This window comes from Pedobacter sp. AC163 (assembly GCF_979258665.1).
Window position 1 is genome coordinate 2,369,191 of the sequence record NZ_OZ409872.1, and the last position, 19,592, is coordinate 2,388,782.

General features: G+C 37.5%; 15 protein-coding genes. 3 read left to right on the plus strand and 12 right to left on the minus strand.

The features are described from left to right. Positions 1-167 precede the first annotated feature (167 nt). The 7 genes from ACZZZK_RS10075 to ACZZZK_RS10105 form a co-directional block, all read right to left on the minus strand. Positions 168-2,486, minus strand: coding sequence for a glycoside hydrolase family 65 protein (locus ACZZZK_RS10075; RefSeq protein ID WP_463484007.1), 2,319 nt, complete (start codon positions 2,484-2,486; stop codon positions 168-170). 121 nt (positions 2,487-2,607) lie between these two features. Next, positions 2,608-3,288, minus strand: coding sequence for a beta-phosphoglucomutase (pgmB, locus tag ACZZZK_RS10080; protein WP_463484008.1), 681 nt, complete (start codon positions 3,286-3,288; stop codon positions 2,608-2,610). A 49-nt stretch (positions 3,289-3,337) separates the two neighbouring features. Further along, on the minus strand, positions 3,338-5,254 hold the full coding sequence (locus ACZZZK_RS10085) for a glycoside hydrolase family 13 protein (protein ID WP_463484009.1): 1,917 nt from the start codon (positions 5,252-5,254) through the stop codon (positions 3,338-3,340). A gap of 61 nt (positions 5,255-5,315) precedes the next feature. Continuing rightward, positions 5,316-6,350 (minus strand): SusE domain-containing protein, encoded by a 1,035-nt coding sequence (locus tag ACZZZK_RS10090; protein ID WP_463484010.1) that lies wholly within the window; start codon positions 6,348-6,350, stop codon positions 5,316-5,318. A 19-nt stretch (positions 6,351-6,369) separates the two neighbouring features. Further along, a complete protein-coding gene (locus ACZZZK_RS10095) occupies positions 6,370-7,980 on the minus strand; it encodes a RagB/SusD family nutrient uptake outer membrane protein (protein ID WP_463484011.1) in 1,611 nt (536 codons plus the stop codon). Between the two features lie 13 nt (positions 7,981-7,993). Further along, the gene (locus ACZZZK_RS10100; RefSeq protein WP_463484012.1) at positions 7,994-10,960 is read right to left on the minus strand and encodes a SusC/RagA family TonB-linked outer membrane protein; all 2,967 of its coding nucleotides are present in this window, start codon (positions 10,958-10,960) and stop codon (positions 7,994-7,996) included. Between the two features lie 422 nt (positions 10,961-11,382). Further along, positions 11,383-12,408 carry a LacI family DNA-binding transcriptional regulator gene (locus tag ACZZZK_RS10105; RefSeq protein ID WP_463484013.1) on the minus strand — a complete coding sequence of 342 codons (1,026 nt, stop codon included), beginning with the start codon at positions 12,406-12,408 and terminating at the stop codon, positions 11,383-11,385. 311 nt (positions 12,409-12,719) lie between these two features. Here ACZZZK_RS10105 and ACZZZK_RS10110 point away from each other — a divergent pair, with 311 nt between their 5' ends. Then, positions 12,720-13,079: a response regulator gene (locus ACZZZK_RS10110; protein ID WP_463484014.1), complete on the plus strand. Its 360-nt coding sequence runs from the start codon at positions 12,720-12,722 to the stop codon at positions 13,077-13,079. A 91-nt stretch (positions 13,080-13,170) separates the two neighbouring features. Beyond that, the gene (gene dinB, locus ACZZZK_RS10115; protein ID WP_463484015.1) at positions 13,171-14,271 is read left to right on the plus strand and encodes a DNA polymerase IV; all 1,101 of its coding nucleotides are present in this window, start codon (positions 13,171-13,173) and stop codon (positions 14,269-14,271) included. Here the strand turns inward: dinB and ACZZZK_RS10120 are convergent, their stop codons facing one another. Further along, positions 14,272-15,807, minus strand: coding sequence for a SulP family inorganic anion transporter (locus ACZZZK_RS10120; protein ID WP_463484016.1), 1,536 nt, complete (start codon positions 15,805-15,807; stop codon positions 14,272-14,274). 247 nt (positions 15,808-16,054) lie between these two features. Then, on the minus strand, positions 16,055-16,702 hold the full coding sequence (locus ACZZZK_RS10125) for a DUF1349 domain-containing protein (RefSeq protein ID WP_463484017.1): 648 nt from the start codon (positions 16,700-16,702) through the stop codon (positions 16,055-16,057). Positions 16,703-16,823: 121 nt separating this feature from the next. Here ACZZZK_RS10125 and ACZZZK_RS10130 point away from each other — a divergent pair, with 121 nt between their 5' ends. Next, a complete protein-coding gene (locus ACZZZK_RS10130) occupies positions 16,824-17,576 on the plus strand; it encodes a response regulator transcription factor (RefSeq protein WP_463484018.1) in 753 nt (250 codons plus the stop codon). Here ACZZZK_RS10130 and ACZZZK_RS10135 read toward each other — a convergent pair. From ACZZZK_RS10135 to ACZZZK_RS10145, 3 genes are all read right to left on the minus strand, one after another. After that, the gene (locus tag ACZZZK_RS10135; protein ID WP_463484019.1) at positions 17,568-18,452 is read right to left on the minus strand and encodes a DUF808 domain-containing protein; all 885 of its coding nucleotides are present in this window, start codon (positions 18,450-18,452) and stop codon (positions 17,568-17,570) included. The genes ACZZZK_RS10130 and ACZZZK_RS10135 overlap by 9 nt on opposite strands. An 81-nt stretch (positions 18,453-18,533) precedes the next feature. Further along, positions 18,534-18,959, minus strand: coding sequence for a DUF1801 domain-containing protein (locus tag ACZZZK_RS10140; RefSeq protein ID WP_463484020.1), 426 nt, complete (start codon positions 18,957-18,959; stop codon positions 18,534-18,536). A 74-nt stretch (positions 18,960-19,033) separates the two neighbouring features. Further along, positions 19,034-19,564, minus strand: coding sequence for a DinB family protein (locus ACZZZK_RS10145; RefSeq protein WP_463484021.1), 531 nt, complete (start codon positions 19,562-19,564; stop codon positions 19,034-19,036). Positions 19,565-19,592 lie beyond the last annotated feature (28 nt).

The window sequence follows — 19,592 nt, forward strand, 5'->3', positions numbered from 1 at the left end:
TTGTGCAAAGGATGATTGTGAAATAATGGTAAAGATAAGTAAAAGAGCTAAAGTCCTCTCCCAACCCCCTACAAAGGGGGACCAGCATAGAGCCGAAAAACTCTTTACTGATTTTAAGCTCTGCGCCGTAAACCCTATACCCTCAACCTCTAAACCATCAACCTTTCTCATACCAACTCCACGTTATTTACTTCGATTTCTGCGTTTCCAGACAGTTTATAAAACTGATTTCTGATTCCGATTTCTAAATCAACAGCGTTATTATTTTTAATATTGATGCCGTTTTCAGTGATATTTATTTTCAAAGTTGCACCTCTAAAACCAATGGTAAACGAGAACGATTTCCACTGCTTTGGTAAGAAAGGATTAAACTGCAATTTACCATCGCGAACACGCATACCGGCGAAACCTTCTACCACACTCATCCAGGTTCCGGCCATTGATGTAATGTGTAAGCCATCTTCCGTGTCGTTGTTATAATCGTCCAAATCTAAACGGGCAGTACGTAAATAGAATTCGTAAGCACGAGCTTCATCATTTAATTTAGCAGCCAAAATACTGTGTACGCAAGGCGATAATGAACTTTCGTGAACGGTACGTGGCTCATAAAAATCGAAATTTCTTCTGATGGTTTCCAAGTCATAATCCTCTTCGAAGAAATACAATCCTTGTAAAACATCAGCTTGTTTAATAAATGGCGACCGCAAAATCCTATCCCAACTCCATTTCTGGTTAATTGGTCTTTCACTTGCTGGTAAATCCTTAACTAAAGTTTGCTCTTTGTCCAAATAACCATCTTGCTGCAAGAAAATGCCTAAATTTTTATCCTCTGGATAATACATTTTCTCAATAATATCTGCCCAATCAGCAAATTCCTGAGCATCGAAATTTAAGCTTTTTAATAAGTTGTTATATTTTTCTGGCTGCTGATTTTTCACAATTTCGGCAGCTTCTGTTGCATACTTCATGCACCAGGTTGCTAATAAATTAGTGTACCAGTTGTTGTTTACGTTGTTCTCATACTCGTTCGGACCAGTAACACCAAGCATTACATATTGCTGCTTTTCGCCGCTCCAATTTACCCGTTGTTTCCAGAAACGGGCGATACCGATAAGCACCTCCAAACCAAAATCTGATAAATAACTTTCATCGCCAGTATATCGGATGTAGTTGTAAATTGCGAATGCAATAGCACCATTACGGTGGATTTCCTCGAAAGTGATTTCCCACTCATTGTGGCATTCTTCGCCATTCATGGTAACCATCGGATACAATGCAGCGCCATCTTTAAAACCTAATTTTGCCGCATTTTCAATCGCTTTGCCCAATTGTTTGTGGCGGTAAACCAATAGGTTTTTGCTTACTTCTTGCGGAGCCGTTGCTAAGTAAAAAGGCACACAATACGCTTCGGTATCCCAATAAGTAGAACCGCCGTATTTCTCGCCAGTAAAACCCTTCGGACCAATATTCAACCGATCATCTTTACCTGTATAGGTTTGAAACAACTGAAAAATATTAAAACGAATGGCCTGTTGCGCCGAAATATCACCCTCAATAATGATATCGCTTTCTTCCCATTTCGTGGCCCAAGCTTCAGTTTGTTCTTTTAATAACGTATCGAAACCTTTAGCTGTAGCTTTTGCAATAACTGCTTTGGCCTCTTTTAAAAGTGATTCTTTTGCATAATTTTCTGAAGATAAATTCGCTGCGATTTTAATCAAAGTGATTTCCTCATTCGCTTTTACCTCAACAGAAAAAGTTTGTCCGACGAATTTTTCCTTTCGAACAGCTTCCGGATTGATGGAAACTTTATCCGAGTTTCTATACAATTCAATGTGGCTTCCGGTGCAAACTTCAAATTCTGTTTTCTTTGTTCTCAGTTTGATAAAGGCCTCTGTGTCGGTAATTTCATCAGAAACTAAAGTCCAGAATTTCTCATCATAGTTGCTGTCCTGATTTTTGATATCGCCATCGATGAAAGGCATTAACGTGATTTTGCCATCAAAGTTTACAGGCGTAATGCTGTAACGGATCGCTCCAACTTCATCATCGGCAATGCTACAAAAACGAGTTGATTTTACTTTAACAATTTTTCCACTTTTAAGTTTGGCTGTGAAAGTTCGCTCTAAAACACCAGCATGCATATTCAAAACACGTTTGAAATCGCTTACTTCGGCTGTTGCCAAATCCAAGATTTCATCTTCCAACTTCACTTCGATACCTACCCAATTTGCCGCATTTAAAACTTTAGCAAAATATTCCGGATAGCCATTTTTCCACCAGCCCACGCGGGTTTTATCAGGATAATAAACGCCTGCAACGTAATTCCCTAAAAGAGTTTCTCCAGAATAAGTTTCTTCAAAATTGGCACGCTGGCCCATACGGCCGTTACCCAAGCTGAAAATACTTTCTGAAATTTTATTTAAATGTGGATCAAAGCCTTCTTCGATAATACTCCACTCGTCTGCTTTAATGTAATTCTTCATCTTTTATACTTTCGTCATTGCGAGGTACGAAGCAATCTCATTTAGAGTGTTCGTCCTCACAATTTTATTGAATTCCTTTATCGAGATTGCTTCGTGCCTCGCAATGATGGCACTTGCCATTTTATAACTTTTCTAAATCTTCAACCGTTAATTTATCTAACCCACTTACCACAAGGTCTGCCTCTGTAAGTACGCTTTTTTCGCCAATTCCTATGGCCTTCATTCCGCCACGCTTTGCAGCCTCGACGCCTGCAACAGCGTCTTCAAAAACCACGCATTGATCAGGTTTAAAGCCTAAAAGTTCTGCACCTTTCAAAAATACCTCTGGATCGGGTTTTGATTTCGTAACCATGTTACCATCTACAATTTCATCAAAGAAATGAGCAAGATTGGTACGTTCTAAAATGATTCCTGAATTTTTACTTGCAGAACCTAAAGCCAGTTTATAGCCCGCTTTATGAATCTCTGTTAAAAAATCAACCGTTCCGGGCAACACTTCAGCAGGAGTCATTTTGGTAATCATATCCACATACCAGCTATTTTTCAAACTGGCAAGTTCTTCCTTCTCCGCATCGGTTTTTTGTACATTACCCCAGGCCAAAATTTTATTTAAGCTTTCTACACGACTTACGCCCTTAAGCTGCTCATTTTGTTCTTCTGTAAAATCGAAACCCATGGTATTGGCCAGGCGTTTCCAGGCTTGGTAATGGTAAACTGCTGTATCTACCAGTACACCATCCAAATCAAAGAGACAGGCTTTAATTTGAGATGTTGCAGGTAGTATGTTTGATGTGTTTTGCATTGCTGTTATAAAAATCCGTTGGCTAAAGCCGAACGGCAATGAATGAATATTAATTTAATTCTAAAACTAAGGTGGTTTTTGCTGGCACTTTAATTTCTTTGATTTGAATGCTTTCTCCGGAAATCACATTTTTGGCAGTAGTAATTCCAGTTGTTCTTTCTGCAAATCTCTCCGTATTGAGCGTTTTCTCTTTCTCTGCATTATTCACGATAACCATTACCGTACCTTTTGCAGTAGCATTATATCTGAAATAAACATAGATATCATCTTCAGGTACAAACTGCATTAATTTACCAGTTTGTAAAGCTGGGCTATTTTTGCGGTAGTTGGCCAAAGTCTTCACAAAATTGAAAGCTTCGTTTTCTTTGTTTGTTCTGCCATTGGAGATAAACTTATCTTTTTTATCTCCTTCCCATCCGCCAGGAAAATCAGAACGAACCAGACCATCAGGGGCAGAGAAATTTTTCATCAAAATTTCTGTTCCATAATACATTTGAGGAATACCACGTATGGTTAATAGCATGGCTAAACCCATTTTATATTTATCAAAATCTTCATTCACTACAGAATAAAAACGACTCATGTCATGATTATCTAAAGCGATACAATTTAATGTAGGGTCTTTGTAAAGAAAATCATGTGCCACAACATCATACAATCGGTTAATACCATCTGTCCAGCCGTTTTTACCATTCAAAGCTTCGTAAATCCCTTCTTTAACGGCCATGTCGGTAATGCCCGGCAAGTGCGTATCGAAACCACGATTAACGGTATTTCCACCCGTGAAGTAAGCCTGGTTGGCTACACCTGAAACAAAAGTCTCTCCAAAAATGGATAAAGTTGGAAACTCAGCTTTCAATTTAATTGCCCAATCAGCCATGTATGCCGGATCGTTATAAGGATAGGTATCTAAACGTAATCCATCAATTCCTGCATATTCAATCCACCAAATGTGGTTTTGCGTTAAATAATTTTGAACGTAAGGATTGGTTTGATCAAGATCGGGCATGGATGGAACAAACCAACCATCTAACATTTTTTTACGATCGGCAGCAGATGCGTGAGTATCCATTACCGTTTGATCGCGATAACTGGTTTGTGTATATTTTGGCCATTGGTGTACCCAGCTCTTCATGGGCAAATCTTTGAAAAACCAATGACCCGTACCGATGTGATTATGGACCACATCTTTAATTACCTTCATGCCTTTTGCATGAGCAGCTTCTACATATTTTTTGTAAAGTTCGTTTGTTCCGTAACGGGGATCAATTTTATAATGATCTGTTACCGCGTAACCATGATAGGAAGCCTTTTCCATATCATTTTCGATTTCGGGAGTCATCCAAACCGTGGTGATTCCTAAATCTTTAAGGTAGTCTAAATGATTAATTACCCCTTGAATATCTCCACCGTGACGGTAATACATACTATCACGATTGAGTGCTGTTTCTGCTAAACCTTTAACAACGTCATTACTTTTGTCGCCATTCGAAAAACGATCCGGCATTAATAAGTAAATAAAATCTTTTTGCGTTACACCCTGAATTCTGTCCGCGTTTTTATTGCGGTTCTTTAATTCATATTGATAACTAAATATTTTTTTTCCTTTAACTGTAAAATTAATTGGGAACGTTCCCGATTTTACTGCTGAAGAAAGTTCTAAATCCAAAAATAGATAATTTGGATTTTCAACTTTGTTTACCTTAACCAGCTTTACACCTGGGTAAGTTAATGAGATCGTACTGGCAGCAATGTTTTCTCCATGAACAAGCAGTTGGAGTTTCGGATTGTGCATTCCTGCATACCAGAACATCGGTTCTATTCGCTCTACTTTTTGAGCAAAGAGGTTTGCACCTGAAAGAATTAAAAAGGAAAGTGTTATTAATTTTATTATGGCAAAACGCCAATGATTGGAACGAGCATTAGAAGAGATGGGATGCTGCAGGATAGGTTGGGTTTTGATCATGCTAAAACTTTGAAAGATTGAAAAAGTCCCGCGGGGCTTACCACGGGACAAATTTTATAGATTAGTTTTTAACAATAGTGTAAGTACCACCAGTTACTTTATCTCCTGTTTTAATAACAGTAAGCGTAATGGTGTAGTTACCAGCAGCGGTAACTTTGATGTTATCGCCACCTGTAGTAAGTGTTGCGCCACCACCTAAATTCACATCCCACGCATGACCGAAGCGGAATTTAAACTCGCCTACGCCTAATGTGGTTTTGATAGAATAAACTGTAAATTTCCCATCGTTCACACCTTTCATATCGGTATCGTTGTTCCATCCGCCTGGTGTAGCGTCGCCTATAATTGACCATTCATTTGGTGTACCAAAAACGATTGTATTTTTATTTAAATCAACAGTAATTTGTTTCACAATTGCATCAGGAGATTTTAGGTTATCGCCGGCGCTTGAGCTAATTTTACCGCCACCAGCATCTCCATAAGCTACATCCCATTTCTTTGCAGGAGTAATTTTGAATTCTAAATTACCAGTAGTATAAGCGATCATACCAGTATAAACACCATTGCTTGATAGAGAAATTAAACTATCTGCAGTTGATGGATTCCAACCTTGGTAAGCGCCCGGAGCATAAATCCATGCAGATGCCAAATAAGGTGTAGCCGTTAACGTTACTACATTAGAGTATGTAAAATCGTTTACCGCAGCTCCTGATTTTAAACGAACTTCTATTTGTGCAGGTTTATCAACTACTCCACCTAATGCAAGAATGATATTATTAATTTCTGTAATGGTTGGCGCATAAGTTTTGCTGGTTACTACAAACTCCCTTGCTGGCGAGAAATTAGTTCCTTTTAAACCAAACTGTATTGTAGTTGTAATAGGAACAACATAACCAGAAGAAGTTGCCAAAGGATAACTTAGCGTTAATGCAGGCAATGCTCCATTAACTTGTACCAAGTTTAAGGTAGTTGCTGATGCCGTAAGTGTTCCTGCTGGCGTAATGTTAGAAACCGTTCTGGTTTCTTCCTTTTTACACGACCAAAGCGATACTGCAATTAAGCCTAAAGCTAAGGTTTTAAATAATTTTGATTTCATATCTTTCTATCGATAAAAATTAATAGCCTGGGTTTTGAACCAAATTCGGATTGGCAATCAAATCTGCATTTGGAATTGGGTATAAATTGCGATAAGCAGGCACACTCGTTCCAGCTTTTACGCCGCCTTTAAATGGCCACAGGTAAGTAGAACCTGTAAATTTGCCATAACGTATTAAATCTGTACGGCGATGACCTTCCCAATATAATTCGCGACCACGCTCATCTAAATAAAAATCAGTTGTCAGGGCAGCGGCACTCACATTTCCTGAGTTATTGCCATAAGCCCTAAAGCGTAAAGCGTTTACGTAAGTTAAAGCTTGTGCAACGCTACCGCCAGAACCACCACGGGCAACTGCTTCCCCGTAAATTAGATATTGTTCTGCCAAACGAAATAGCGCAAAATCTAATGAACTGAACGTTCCATTTAAAGATGGTGGAGTGGTGTTAGTTGAAGTAATATTTTTAAATTTAGTAACCTTTAAACCGTCATTTGGTGCATCAATTGCATCGATTACGGCTTTAGTTCCCACAAAAATTCCACGTTTATCTAAAGTACCATTTGGATCAGGGAATAAAGCCGGAAGATTTTGACGTGTACGATTACCTGCCCATCCACCGTTAGGAACTCCGTAAGCAGTAGAAACCATACCTGCAGCATCTGGAGCCGTGTAAACCATTGCATTAATTAAAAAAGTTGTTCCGCCATAGTTTGTTCCGTTAACCCCATCATAATTAATAGTTAAGATGTTTTCCGTATTGTTAATATTGTTATCAGCTAAAAACAAATCTCTATAGTTTGGTTTTAAAGAATAACTTGATGCAATTACCTTACTCGAGTAAGTAATGGCTTCCGTATATTTCGCAGTACCTGTATAAACTTGTGCATTTAAATATAATCTTGCTAATAATGCCCAATCGGCACCTTTATTTGCCCGTCCGTATTCACTTTCGGCACTTCCTGGATTGGCTAAATCACCTTCAATAGCTTTTAATTCAGACTCTACATATGCAAATAATGCTGCTCGGGTAGTTTGTTTAGGATTTACCTTTCCAATTAAATCATTTTCAGTTAAAAAAGGTGGGTTTCCAAAAGCATCCAATAAAACCCAGTATTGAAAAGCACGTAAAAAACGGGCTTCAGCACGATAACGTACAACATTTGTAGCATCTGCACCTGTAATGTTGCGACTAGCCAATTGTTCTGGTGTACTTTGACGAAGATATTCGTTAACTAAAGTGATTTGCGAAATACTTCTTGAGTACAATCCTCTTAAAAATTGGTTATCCGTTGACCAGGTAGAGTTATCCAGTTCAGGAATACCAGTATCGCCCCAATTACAAATTGCTTCATCGGTAGTTAATTCTTGACTAGTCCAGAATAACCTTAAAAAATCTGCAAATCCTGCGTTTAAACCACCAACATCGCTGTTATCAGACCCTGAAGGACTAGTTAAAGCATAATTTGCATATAATCTAGCTAACCCTTGTTTGTATCCTGCTGGTGTAGCATAAACTACACTTTCTGTTACATCATTAGTTGGAAGTACGTTTAATGACTCTTTTTTACAAGAGTTTAACGACAGCAATACGACTGCCGAGGTTAATATTGTTTTAAATGAGTTTTTCATTTTTATATCTTAATTAAAAGCCAACGTTTAAACCTAAAGTATATGTTCTTGGTCTAGGATAAAGATTATAATCAATACCTGTTACTAACTCTGGATCAAGCCCTTTGTACTGAGATACGACAAAAACATTTTGGCAGTTTGCTGAAATACGCATTGTGGTATTTCCGTTTTTAGATAATTTACCAACATTATATGCCAGCCCCAAATTATCCATTTTAAGAAACGATGCGTTTCTAATATAATAATCACTTAGAAATTGCGTAGCAGTGAAACCTGTATTTAACAAATCGGTGCTTGCATTATTTATTACACCTACCGAAGTAAGAATATTAGATCTCACACCATAATTTGATGCCACGTTATCATAAACATAATTACCAATATTAGCTCTTAACACGGTATTGATTGTCCATTTTTTATAGCTAAACGAAGTATTAAAGCCAAAAGTAAAATCAGGATTAGGCGACTTATAAAAATACTGATCATCTGGTGTAATTGCACCATCACCATTCAAATCTTCAAAAACACCTTCAAGTGGTTTTCCGTTGGCATTATAAACTTGTTTGTAAACAAAATATGAACCTGGAATTTGATTAACTGCGTTGTATTTTAAGTGAACACCAGTACCTCCAGTAATATCTCCTGCATCGATTTTAAAACCAGAATTTGGATTTAAAGTTAGGTTAGTAACCTTTCTTCTGTTATAAGCAGCGTTAATTCCAAAATCCCAATTGATGTCGTCAGATTTAATTGCTACAAAGTTTAAACTAGCTTCAGCACCTCTTACTTCCATATTTCCAACATTTGTTGTTAATACATTGCTAAAGTTTGTTCCCACAGGTATAGTTACTGTGCTTAATAAGTCTTTGGTTTTCTTGTAGTAAACATCTACACTACCATACAATCTTCCTTGTAAAAAACCATAATCTAAACCAGCATTATAGGTGGTAGTTGATTCCCATTTCAAATCTGGATCATAACCTGCAGGTGCGTAATAGTTATAAAAAGTGTTGCCAATTTGGTATTGACCAGTGTTGGAATTAGCATAATATTTAGATAAGTAATCGTAGTTACCGATACCATCTTTATTACCCGTTTCGCCATAACTTAATCTTAGTTTCAAATCAGATATTACTTTGCTATCCTTTAAGAAATTTTCACCAATAATTCTCCAGGTAAAACCTGCTGATGGGAAATAACCCCAACGATTGTTTTCAGCAAATTTTGAAGATGCATCAGCTCTCATTGTACCAGAAAGAATATATTTATCAGCTAAAGTATAAACTAACCTTCCGTAGTAGGAAAGTAGCTTGTTTCTTTCAACAGAAAAAGGAAATACTGGAGTTACAAGTGGAACACCTGTGCCTGTATAATTTGTAAAATTGTAGCCTGTAGTTGAGATATCATAATAACCATAACCAGCAGTTGCGTCGAATCTACTTTTAATGCTTTCTACAGTATGAGCATAGTTTAAATAAAACTCAGAAAATTTATCATTACCTGTTCTTAATGCCCGGGAGAAAGATCCTTGAGTTGAAGCACTTTGAGCAGCAAATGTTGGGACCCTGATTGAGCCATAACCTTTAGATACATCGTAACCTAAGTTTAAGTTGGCATGCAATTCTGGCAAGAAATGGAAAGAATAATCAAACTTAACATTACCAACACTTCTGGCGGCATGGCCATTGTTGTCCTGTAATCTAATTAAACCAACAGGGTTACGAGGTGAATTTGGGTTTGGAACCATATCAGCACCTGTACCTTGTGTCCACTCGTAGTAATTGCCGTAGCTGTTATTCACATTTACAGGCTGCGTTGGATCGAATTGAATGGCGTTCGCAATTGCACCACCATTTGCAAAATGAGAATCAGTTAATGAACCTTTTAAGTTCAAGTCGATTTTTAAATGATCGTTAAACAATCTAGGTGACAAAGTAATTGAACCCGTTCCACGCTTAAGTTTATCGGTAATTAACAATCCATCCTGATCTAAATATCCAGCAGAAACACGATAAGGAACACCCTTGAATGAACCTGAAATACTTAGATTGTTATCAGTTGTAAAGGCTCTTTGATAAATTTCATCTTGCCAATTTGTATTTGCAGTGCCCAATAATGCTTTTTGAGAGGCACTACCATTGGCATTTACATAAGCACGAACTTGATCTGCAGAAAGTACATCAACATTTTTAATTACTGTCGCAATAGAATTGTTGGTACTAAAATTAATTACCGGAGCACCAGCACTACCTTTTTTAGTGGTAATTAAAATAACACCATTTGATGCTCTTGAACCATAAATAGCCGTCGCATTTGCATCTTTTAACACTGTAAATGTTTCAATATCATTAGGATTAATTAATGATAAAGGACTTGGTGCATTGTCGATTGTGTTTCCGCTGAATGGAACTCCATCAATCACCACTAACGGATCATTACTGGCGTTAAGTGATGCCCCGCCACGGATACGAATTGTACTTCCAACACCAGGCTGACCGCTGTTTGAGATTACATTCACACCAGCAACTTTACCTTGAATTAATTGTTCTGGTGTAGTAATTGCACCCTTTTGGAAGTCTTTTGAACTTACTGTAGTGATTGAACCAGTTAAGTTTTTCTTTTCGGCAGTACCGTAACCGATTACAACAACCTCATTCAGTTTTTGTGCATCGGGCACTAATTGGAAATTAACCGTGCCGTTAGCTGAAAGAGTAACTGGCTTATCAAGCGTTTGATAGCCAATGAAGCTTGCAGATAAAGTTACAGCGCCATTGTTTAAGCCTGCTAATTTAAAAACACCATTAACATCGGTTGAGGTACTTCTTGTTGTTCCTTTTACAACAATAGAAGCACCGGGTAAAGGTTGGCCGGTTTCATCAAGCACCTTTCCGGATACCGATCCGGTTTGTGCTTTTACGATTAATGCTGAAAAAACTAACAGCACTAAAAGCCCCTGTTTTAACAGGTAAAATACTTTCATATTCGAAGCTCTTTTAAGTATATAAATTTGGTTAAATATTATAGTGATTTACACATAGGCCTAATTTACAGCACTTAATGAGATTTCAAAATTTATTTAAAAAATATATTTTAAGCGATAAAAAACAAAGAGAAAACTTAATCTAAATTTTATTTTCGATTAATAAACGCGAATGAATTATAATGATATATAAATATTAAAAGCCTATAAATCAGTATTTTAAAAAATTGATTTGATAAATTTTAGTGTACTTTTTACACTAAGCTATTTTCAGGAGGTTTTTCGGGAACGTTCCCGAAAATGAATGATAAAAACACTGGTCGTTTTCGGGAACGTTCCCGAAGATTGTGCCGAATTCTGCTTATTTTACACTAAGTGAAGAAAAAATTTCAAATTTTTAGGCCAAAATTAAACCCTGTTTTTTAGCCTTTTTTATCCCCAATTGCTGTAGAATTTCTCTTGATAATTTTCGATTCCAAAACAACTTCGGAAAAGAGATTTTTATCCTGATTATCATCCAATATTTTGAAAAGTAACTTGGCCGCCTGCTCCCCTATTTCTGTTGCAGGTTGTGTAATAGTTGTTAAAGATGGGTTTAGTAATGGTGCGATTTCCAGACTAGAAAAGCTAATTACTTTTATATCGTTTGGGATACTTATATTCAAATCGTAACAAGCATAGTAGGTAGCAAATGCTAAACGCTCTACCGAGGTAAAAACGCCATCTGGTTGCAATTGCTGCAATGCATTTTTGATGATCACACTATTTTCTTCGTAGCTGTTGCTACAATCTACAATCAAATTTTCTTCAAACGGAATTTGGTATTTGGCAAGCGCATCAATATAGCCCTGCATCCTGGTTTTTCCGATAGATAAACTTTTGTTTACCACCAAATAGGCAATCCGTTTGCAACCTTGTTCAATTAAATGCTCTGTAGCCAGAAAGCTACTGTTATAATCGTTGGTGATTACTCTTGGCGTTTCAATATCTTCATAAATTCGATCAAAGAAAACCAGAGGTAGCCTTTGCGCACCGAATTTATTGAGGTAATTGTGATCGTTGGCTTCACCAGAAACCGACATCACTATGCCATCTGCCCGGCCATTATGTAAGTGGCGAATAAAGTTTACTTCTTTTTTATAATCATCATCGGTAACATAAATTAAGATATGGTAACCGTTTTCCCTGGCCACCCGTTCAATACCATGTATGGCCTGAGAGAAATAATTGTTAGCCAGCTCAGGAACAATCACAGCAATGGTTTTGCTTTTTTGCTCTCGTAAATTACTTGCGTAATGGTTGGGTTGATAATTCAGTTCTTTGGCTTTTGCTAAAATACGTTCTTTGGTAGCAATGCTGATGTCACTATTATCTCTAAACGCCCTAGAAATAGTCGAAGTAGATAAATTTAAAGCCTCAGCTAACTTCTTAATATTAATGCTATCCATTTTGGCTACTCACCTATGTAATTGAATTTTCGTTGTAAATATAATCTATAATATATCGAAATAGATAAATGAAACTGCTCAAAACTTCTAGTTTCTTATTCTGATAAGCATATATAAACATTTGAGCAATAAAAAACTAATATGTTACGATGAAGATAAACTAATCTTAAATTATCGATAACCAGGCTAATCTATATCAAAATAAATTGCGATTTTTGAAAACAAAAACTGCTAATTCAGTATTAATACTATACTAATTATCATCCTTATCCTCACATTTAAATAAATCACTATAGCAAAAATTTACGTCAATGGGAACTAAGAAAATACTCATCGCCGATGATGATGAAGGGATTGTAGATGCAGTGACGATGATATTGGAAGTAATGGGTTATGAGGTAGAATTTACTTACGATGGTGGAGCAGTTATCGAGGCCGTTAAAAATAAACCAGACTTAATTCTGTTGGATATTTGGATGAGCGGACATGATGGCCGCGACATTTGCAAATTGCTTAAAAGTGATCCTCAATATCAAAAAATACCTATTTTAATGATTTCAGCAAGTAGAGACATTCGTCAATCTGCTTTGGATGCCGGCGCCAACGATTTTATGGAAAAACCATTTGAAATGGATTCGTTGCTAAACAAGGTTGACTTTCTGTTGAACTAAAGTCATACCTTAAGATGATCTAGAATTACCAGGTTACAAGCTCCAGAAATATGCTGGTATCAAGTTTAAATTTCCGAAATTTAGGCATTACATGTCTGATCAAAATCTACCTCTTTTAAGAAAGATAATCCACATTGATATGGATGCATTCTATGCTTCCGTAGAGCAACGCGATTTTCCGGAATATAGAGGCAAGCCTATAGTGGTGGGCGGCAAGCCAGACAGCCGTGGCGTTGTTGCCACTGCCAGTTATGAAGCTCGTCAGTTCGGAATCAAATCCGCCATGTCTTGCAGCAAAGCCTACCAGCTTTGTCCAACTGCAATTTTTGTGTTTCCTCGTTTTGATGCTTATGCAGCCGCATCCAAAGCCATTCGAGAGATATTTAGCCGCTACACCGACATTATTGAGCCTTTATCTTTAGATGAAGCTTATTTGGACGTTACCGAAGACAAGCTAGGAATTGGCTCTGCTATCGACATTGCAAAATCAATAAAAGACGCCATAAAAAATGAATTGAATTTAACCGCATCGGCGGGTGTTTCGGTAAGTAAATTTGTGGCGAAGGTTGCTTCAGACATGAACAAACCAGATGGATTGACCTTTATCGGGCCGTCGAAAATTGAAGCTTTTATGGAGAAGTTACCTGTCGAAAAGTTTTTTGGCGTAGGTAAAGTAACGGCTGCCAAAATGAAAGCAATGCAAATCAATACCGGTGCTGATTTAAAAAAGCTAAGTGAGGCGCAACTAATCGCACAATTCGGGAAATCGGGCAAATTCTATTATAAAATTGTAAGGGGAATTGATGACCGTCCGGTAAGAGCAAATCGGGAAACAAAATCTGTAGGAGCCGAAGACACTTTATCTGAAGATACCAATGAAGATGCGGTAATGCATGATCTACTCCGACAAATTAGCGAAACGGTAGCGAAGCGATTAGAAAAATATCAGCTAAAAGGCAAAACTATTACTTTAAAAATTAAGTTTGAAGACTTTAAAATTATTACCAGAAGCAGGTCTTTTCCCACCTCAATTAATAAAGCGGAAACCATTTATACCGAAGCTATTAACTTATTAAATGAGGCGAATATTGGCTTTGCAAAGATAAGACTACTGGGAATTACGCTATCTCGATTTTATGATGACATGGCTGAAGAAAAACTGGAAAATAGTCAGCTAGAATTCGATTTTTAATTATTTCTCCGTAGCGATTTTATAACGAGGATCATCGATGATGTTGACTTCAATAATATCTTCAGCATTCTTAAGTAACCGTTTACAATCTTCGCTTAAAAACCGCAAATGAAGTTTTTTATTGGCATTCCGGTATTTTTCAGTCAGTTTGTTTAACGCATCAATACCAGACATATCATAAATTCTACTGCCTTTAAAATCGATTACTACATACTCAGGATCATTAGACACTTCAAAGAGTTCGTTAAAATTTGCTACGGAACCAAAAAATAAAGGACCATAAATTTCATAATGTTTAATACCCCCTTCATCTTTAAATTGATTAGCCCTTATCCTTTTTGCACTCTGCCAGGCAAATACCAAAGCAGAAATAATAACGCCAATTAATACCGCCAAAGCTAAATTGTGGAGCCAAATCGTAATCACAGCCACAGAGATTCCTATAAAAATATCCTGTCTGGGCATTTTATTGATCACCTTAAAGCTCATCCATTCAAATGTACCTATGGCAACCATCATCATCACGCCAACCAATGCCGCCATTGGCACCCGCTCAATAACCGGCGCACCGATGAGAATAATAAGTAAAATCGTTAATGCTGCTACAATGCCCGACAGTCTCGCTCTTGCTCCGGCAGATAAATTTACAAGCGTTTGTGCAATCATCGGGCATCCACCCATACCTGTAAAAAAGCCATTGGTAATGTTTGCAATTCCCTGGGCAATGCTTTCCCTGTTTCCATTGCCTTTAGTTTCTGTAATTTCATCAACCAAATTTAGAGTGAGCAAACCTTCCGTTAAACCTACACCAGCCATAATTAATCCATATGGAAAAATGATTTTTAAAGTATCTAAATCAAAAGGGATTTTAGGAATGTGAAAAGGGGGAAAACCACCGCTTACTGAAGCAATATTTTTAACCAGTTTGGTATCGATATTAAAAACGAGAACGACAATAAACACAACTATAATAGCGACTAGCGAGGATGGAACTGCTTTGGTAAATTTTGGCAAAACAATAACAATAAGCACCGTTAGAGCCACCAAACCCAACATGGTGTAAAGTGCCGGCCCACTTAACCAAGTAATGTTGCCGCCTACAATTGTTTTAAACTGCTCTAGCTGCGACATAAAAATAATTACGGCCAGCCCATTTACAAAGCCAAACATTACAGGCTGAGGAACGAGTCTTACAAATTTACCAAGTTTAAAAAGGCCAACCAAAATCTGAACTATTCCGGCAAAAGCAACGGCAGCAAATACATATTCTATGCCATGGCTTTTCATTAAAGCGATGAGTACAATTACGGTTGCTCCGGCCCCTCCTGATACTAAGCCCGGCCTACCGCCCAAAACTGCGGTAACTAGCCCCATAATAAAGGCTGCATACAAACCTGTTAAAGGTGGGAAACCTGCTAAAATAGCAAACGACAAAGATTCGGGAATCATCGTCATCGCAACAGTGAGCCCCGCTAAAATCTCTGCTTTATAATTTATTTTTTTAGAGAAGTCGAATAGCTGCAGGTAGGGTTTCATTGCTGTTTTTTGAAGCTACAAATATCAGCTTTTATCTTGAAATCGATAATAATAAATGATATTGCTGAGTTGATTTGCTTCAAACCTTCTTTGCAAATCCTTTTCGAACGCGACCAGAAGAAAGTACTACAAATGATCCTGATATGGCACCAAACAAAACATTGGACCTATCTTTAATACAAAACGACGTTGAATTTCAACTCTAAACTTATGCGGTGGTCTGTAAACAAATGTTTATCATCAACAATTATTGATGATTTTTTAACCATTCAAGTCTCCGCTGGTCTGGTAAATGTTTAACCTTAAACTCTTCAAATTTTGCTTCAAAACCATTGCCATCCGGACTGGCAGCCATTAATCCAACCATAACAGGGGTGTTATCTTGTAATGGTGCATTTCTCGTCATGATATAATTTTTATCATCAAGTGAGTAAAAGATTTCAACAGCATCAAGCCTTCTTACTGCCTTAACCCAAATAAATGGAGGCACTTTTTCGAGCGGTAAAACACTCCAGTCGCTTTTTTGATGAGTGACTACAGTGCTCACGTTAAACTTTCCATCTACAAACTCCACTCCTGTTTTGATATAATTTTGATGATCAATGCGAATCATTAAACCCATCTGATCAAAACGAGCTTTATAATCTCCCGTTAATTTCACTTTTACTTCAAATTCACCGCCATAGGTGCCGTAGTAGAACGGAGCATCATCTACGGTAAACCCGTAATGCGAAATGCGCCAATAATCGCTTTGAGGAGTTACCTGCATCAATAAGCTGTTATCTTTCACTGACCACTTTTCAGGCTCATTAAACCATTGCATATTATTTAAATTTTGGGCTTGTAATTTATTTAGGCTTACCAACATACAGATGGCCAATAGTATCTTTTTCATTCTTTATCTTATCATTTTTAAGGGTGTATCTAAACCTGAGTTTAGCCAATCAGAAGCTCAAAGCTATCTATGATTTCCCTATCGCTCAATGGTAAAAAATAACCATTACCTTTGAGAAGCAATGAGAAATTTACTTGACATAAAACTGTTAGGGCAAACCTTTAAAGGTAATGCAAGCGAGAATTTACAAATTGAGCAGGCTAAGGCAATTGCTGAAATGTACAGTAAACTTGAGAACGGGATTAGCGTATTAAGCGATTTGAAGAGCAGGAAAAGTTATCTTTTTTATAATTCAATTGCTAACGACCTTGGCCTTTCCGAGCAAAAAGATGAAATCAATTCCATTTGGGAAGACGAACTATTAAGCAAAGTTCATCCGGAAGATTTGACTAAAAAATACCAGTTAGAATTTCAATTCTTTAGGATGATTCAGTCCGTTAGCCTGGACGAAAGACAGCATTATGAGGTAATTACCAGGTTAAGAGTAAAAAACACGGAGGGAAAATATCTGATGCTCAAGCACCGCCTAATTTATATCGCAAACGCTGCTGATGGTAATGTTTGGCTGGCGCTGTGTCTTTACAACCTAATATATGATCACCCGGAATGTAGTATTCCAAGTGGATTAATTGTGAATAAGCAGACCGGAAAAGTGATTGACAACGAGATTAGGAATCTTTCCAACCTACTCTCCAGCAGGGAGCAGGAAATTTTAAAACTGATTAAACACGGAAAACGAAGTAAGGAAATTGCAGATAAACTTTCACTGAGCATTAATACGATCAACCGCCACCGCCAAAATATCTTTCAAAAACTAAACGTGACGAATGCCTTGGAAGCTTGCAGAGTTGCAGAAACGCTTGAATTATTTTGAAACTGCTGGCTTTTTACTGAACAAACCGATTAGCTTTTTGCCCACCATCATTACAGGAACAGCAATTAAACCACCCACTATCCCCGCTCCGAATTCTTTTATTGTAGATTGAAGGTTTGGCAGAACATAGTGCATAAATTCAATATTATGAACAAAAATCCCTCCTGCAACCAGAATTAAAGCAATGGTACCCACTACAGCTAACGTTTTTATAATAATCGGCAAAGCTTTAACCAAAAAGTGCCCCAGAGATGCCCAAAAACCTTTATCGTTGGAGCGTTTTATCAATTTATGCCCAGCATCATCCATACGGACGATTAAAGCTACAATGCCATAAACACCAATTGTAGCTAAAATAGCCACAACAGATACAGTTAAAATTTGAATGGCCAATGATTTATCTAACACACTTCCAAGCGCAATAATTACGATTTCTATAGAAAGGATAAAATCGGTTAATACTGCCGATTTAACCTTCGCCTTTTCTGCTTCAGCATCGTCTTGTCTAACTTCAGCAGCAGCCACGGGTGCTGGCTTCGAGCGATGAAAAAAGAATTCAATAATTTTTTCTACACCTTCATAAGCTAAGTAAAAGCCGCCTAAAACCAAAATCACTTTTATGGCAACCGGAAAAAATGCCTGAAGCAACAATGCAATTGGAACAATAATCAGCTTATTCAAAAATGATCCTTTTGTAATGGCCCACAGCACCGGAATTTCTCTCGATGCCAAGAAACCCGTTGCTTTTTCAGCGTTAACAGCTAAATCGTCTCCCAAGATACCTGCGGTTTTTCGGGTAGCCAACTTGCTAGCCATCGCCACATCATCCATTAAAGCACCTATATCATCTAAAATTGCAAAAAAACCTGAAGCCATTTCTATCTAATAATTATGCCGCAAAATAGAAATTCGTTTCGGAATTGAGCGAATTATACTGTACAACATTAATCCGAATACTTAAACTAAATTATCGAGCGATAGTTTTATAATCTTTCGTAATACATCCAAATTTATGTCATCAAGTTTATTAATGTAAAGGCAACCTGCTCCGGTTTTGTGCTTTCCAAGTTCTTTCATCAGATCCGAATGTTTTTCATAATTCACAGTGAGGTACAACGACAAATTTGCCTTACGTGGCGAAAACCCAATCAGCAGCCAGTTTACTGTTCTTCCCGTTGCCGCACTGGTAACTTGTTTATTTCCAAACCCTATAATCGCACTGCTCCACAATACCGGCTCTTCACCACTGGCATCCTTCATCATTTGCAAAATAGTAAAGCTGTCTTCCCGTTTTTGCTCATTGTCGATGCTGTTGATAAATTCATCCACACTGGCTTGTGTTGGTTTTGTTTTAATTTCTGCAAGCTTATTTTTCTGAGCCATATTGTATTTACAGGTGATGATTTCCAAAAGTATTGTAAAAAGAAATGGGGCAATTTATTCGCCCCATTCTAATGCTAAAATAACTTTTCGGCAGGCGGAGTTGCACCAGCCAAACGAATGTAAACAGTTCCTTGTCCTCTGTGATGCGTTTGATGCTCAAAACATTTATTAAGTGCATCTTCCCGGGTCATTTCGAATTTCCCAAAAAGTTTTACTTTTTCTGATAGCTTCTCGGCTGACATTTTTTCAATACCAGCAATGACGAAGTCGTAGCTTGCTAAAACATCTTTTGTTACCGTTGCCTTAGATTTATCGGCGCCTTTCTCTAAACCGCCCATCGCTATCGGACTTTTTTCATCCGTAGCTGCCGATGCGAATGCGTAGTTTGCATCAGCGAGGTGTAAAAACTGATCGGCGAAAGACCGCATTTGAGGCGTAGGTTTCAAAGAAAAAGAACCTTCAGGCATGGCATCTAAATATTCTTTTGTGTAAGTTTTGGCTCGTTCCCAATCGGCAACGGTTTTTTCAAGAGCAGTTTGCGCTTTAGCTGTTAGGATGGAAAACATCAACAGCACTAGCAAAGCGGATTGTTTAATTATTTTCATTTTGTTGAATTTATACTCAAACATATGG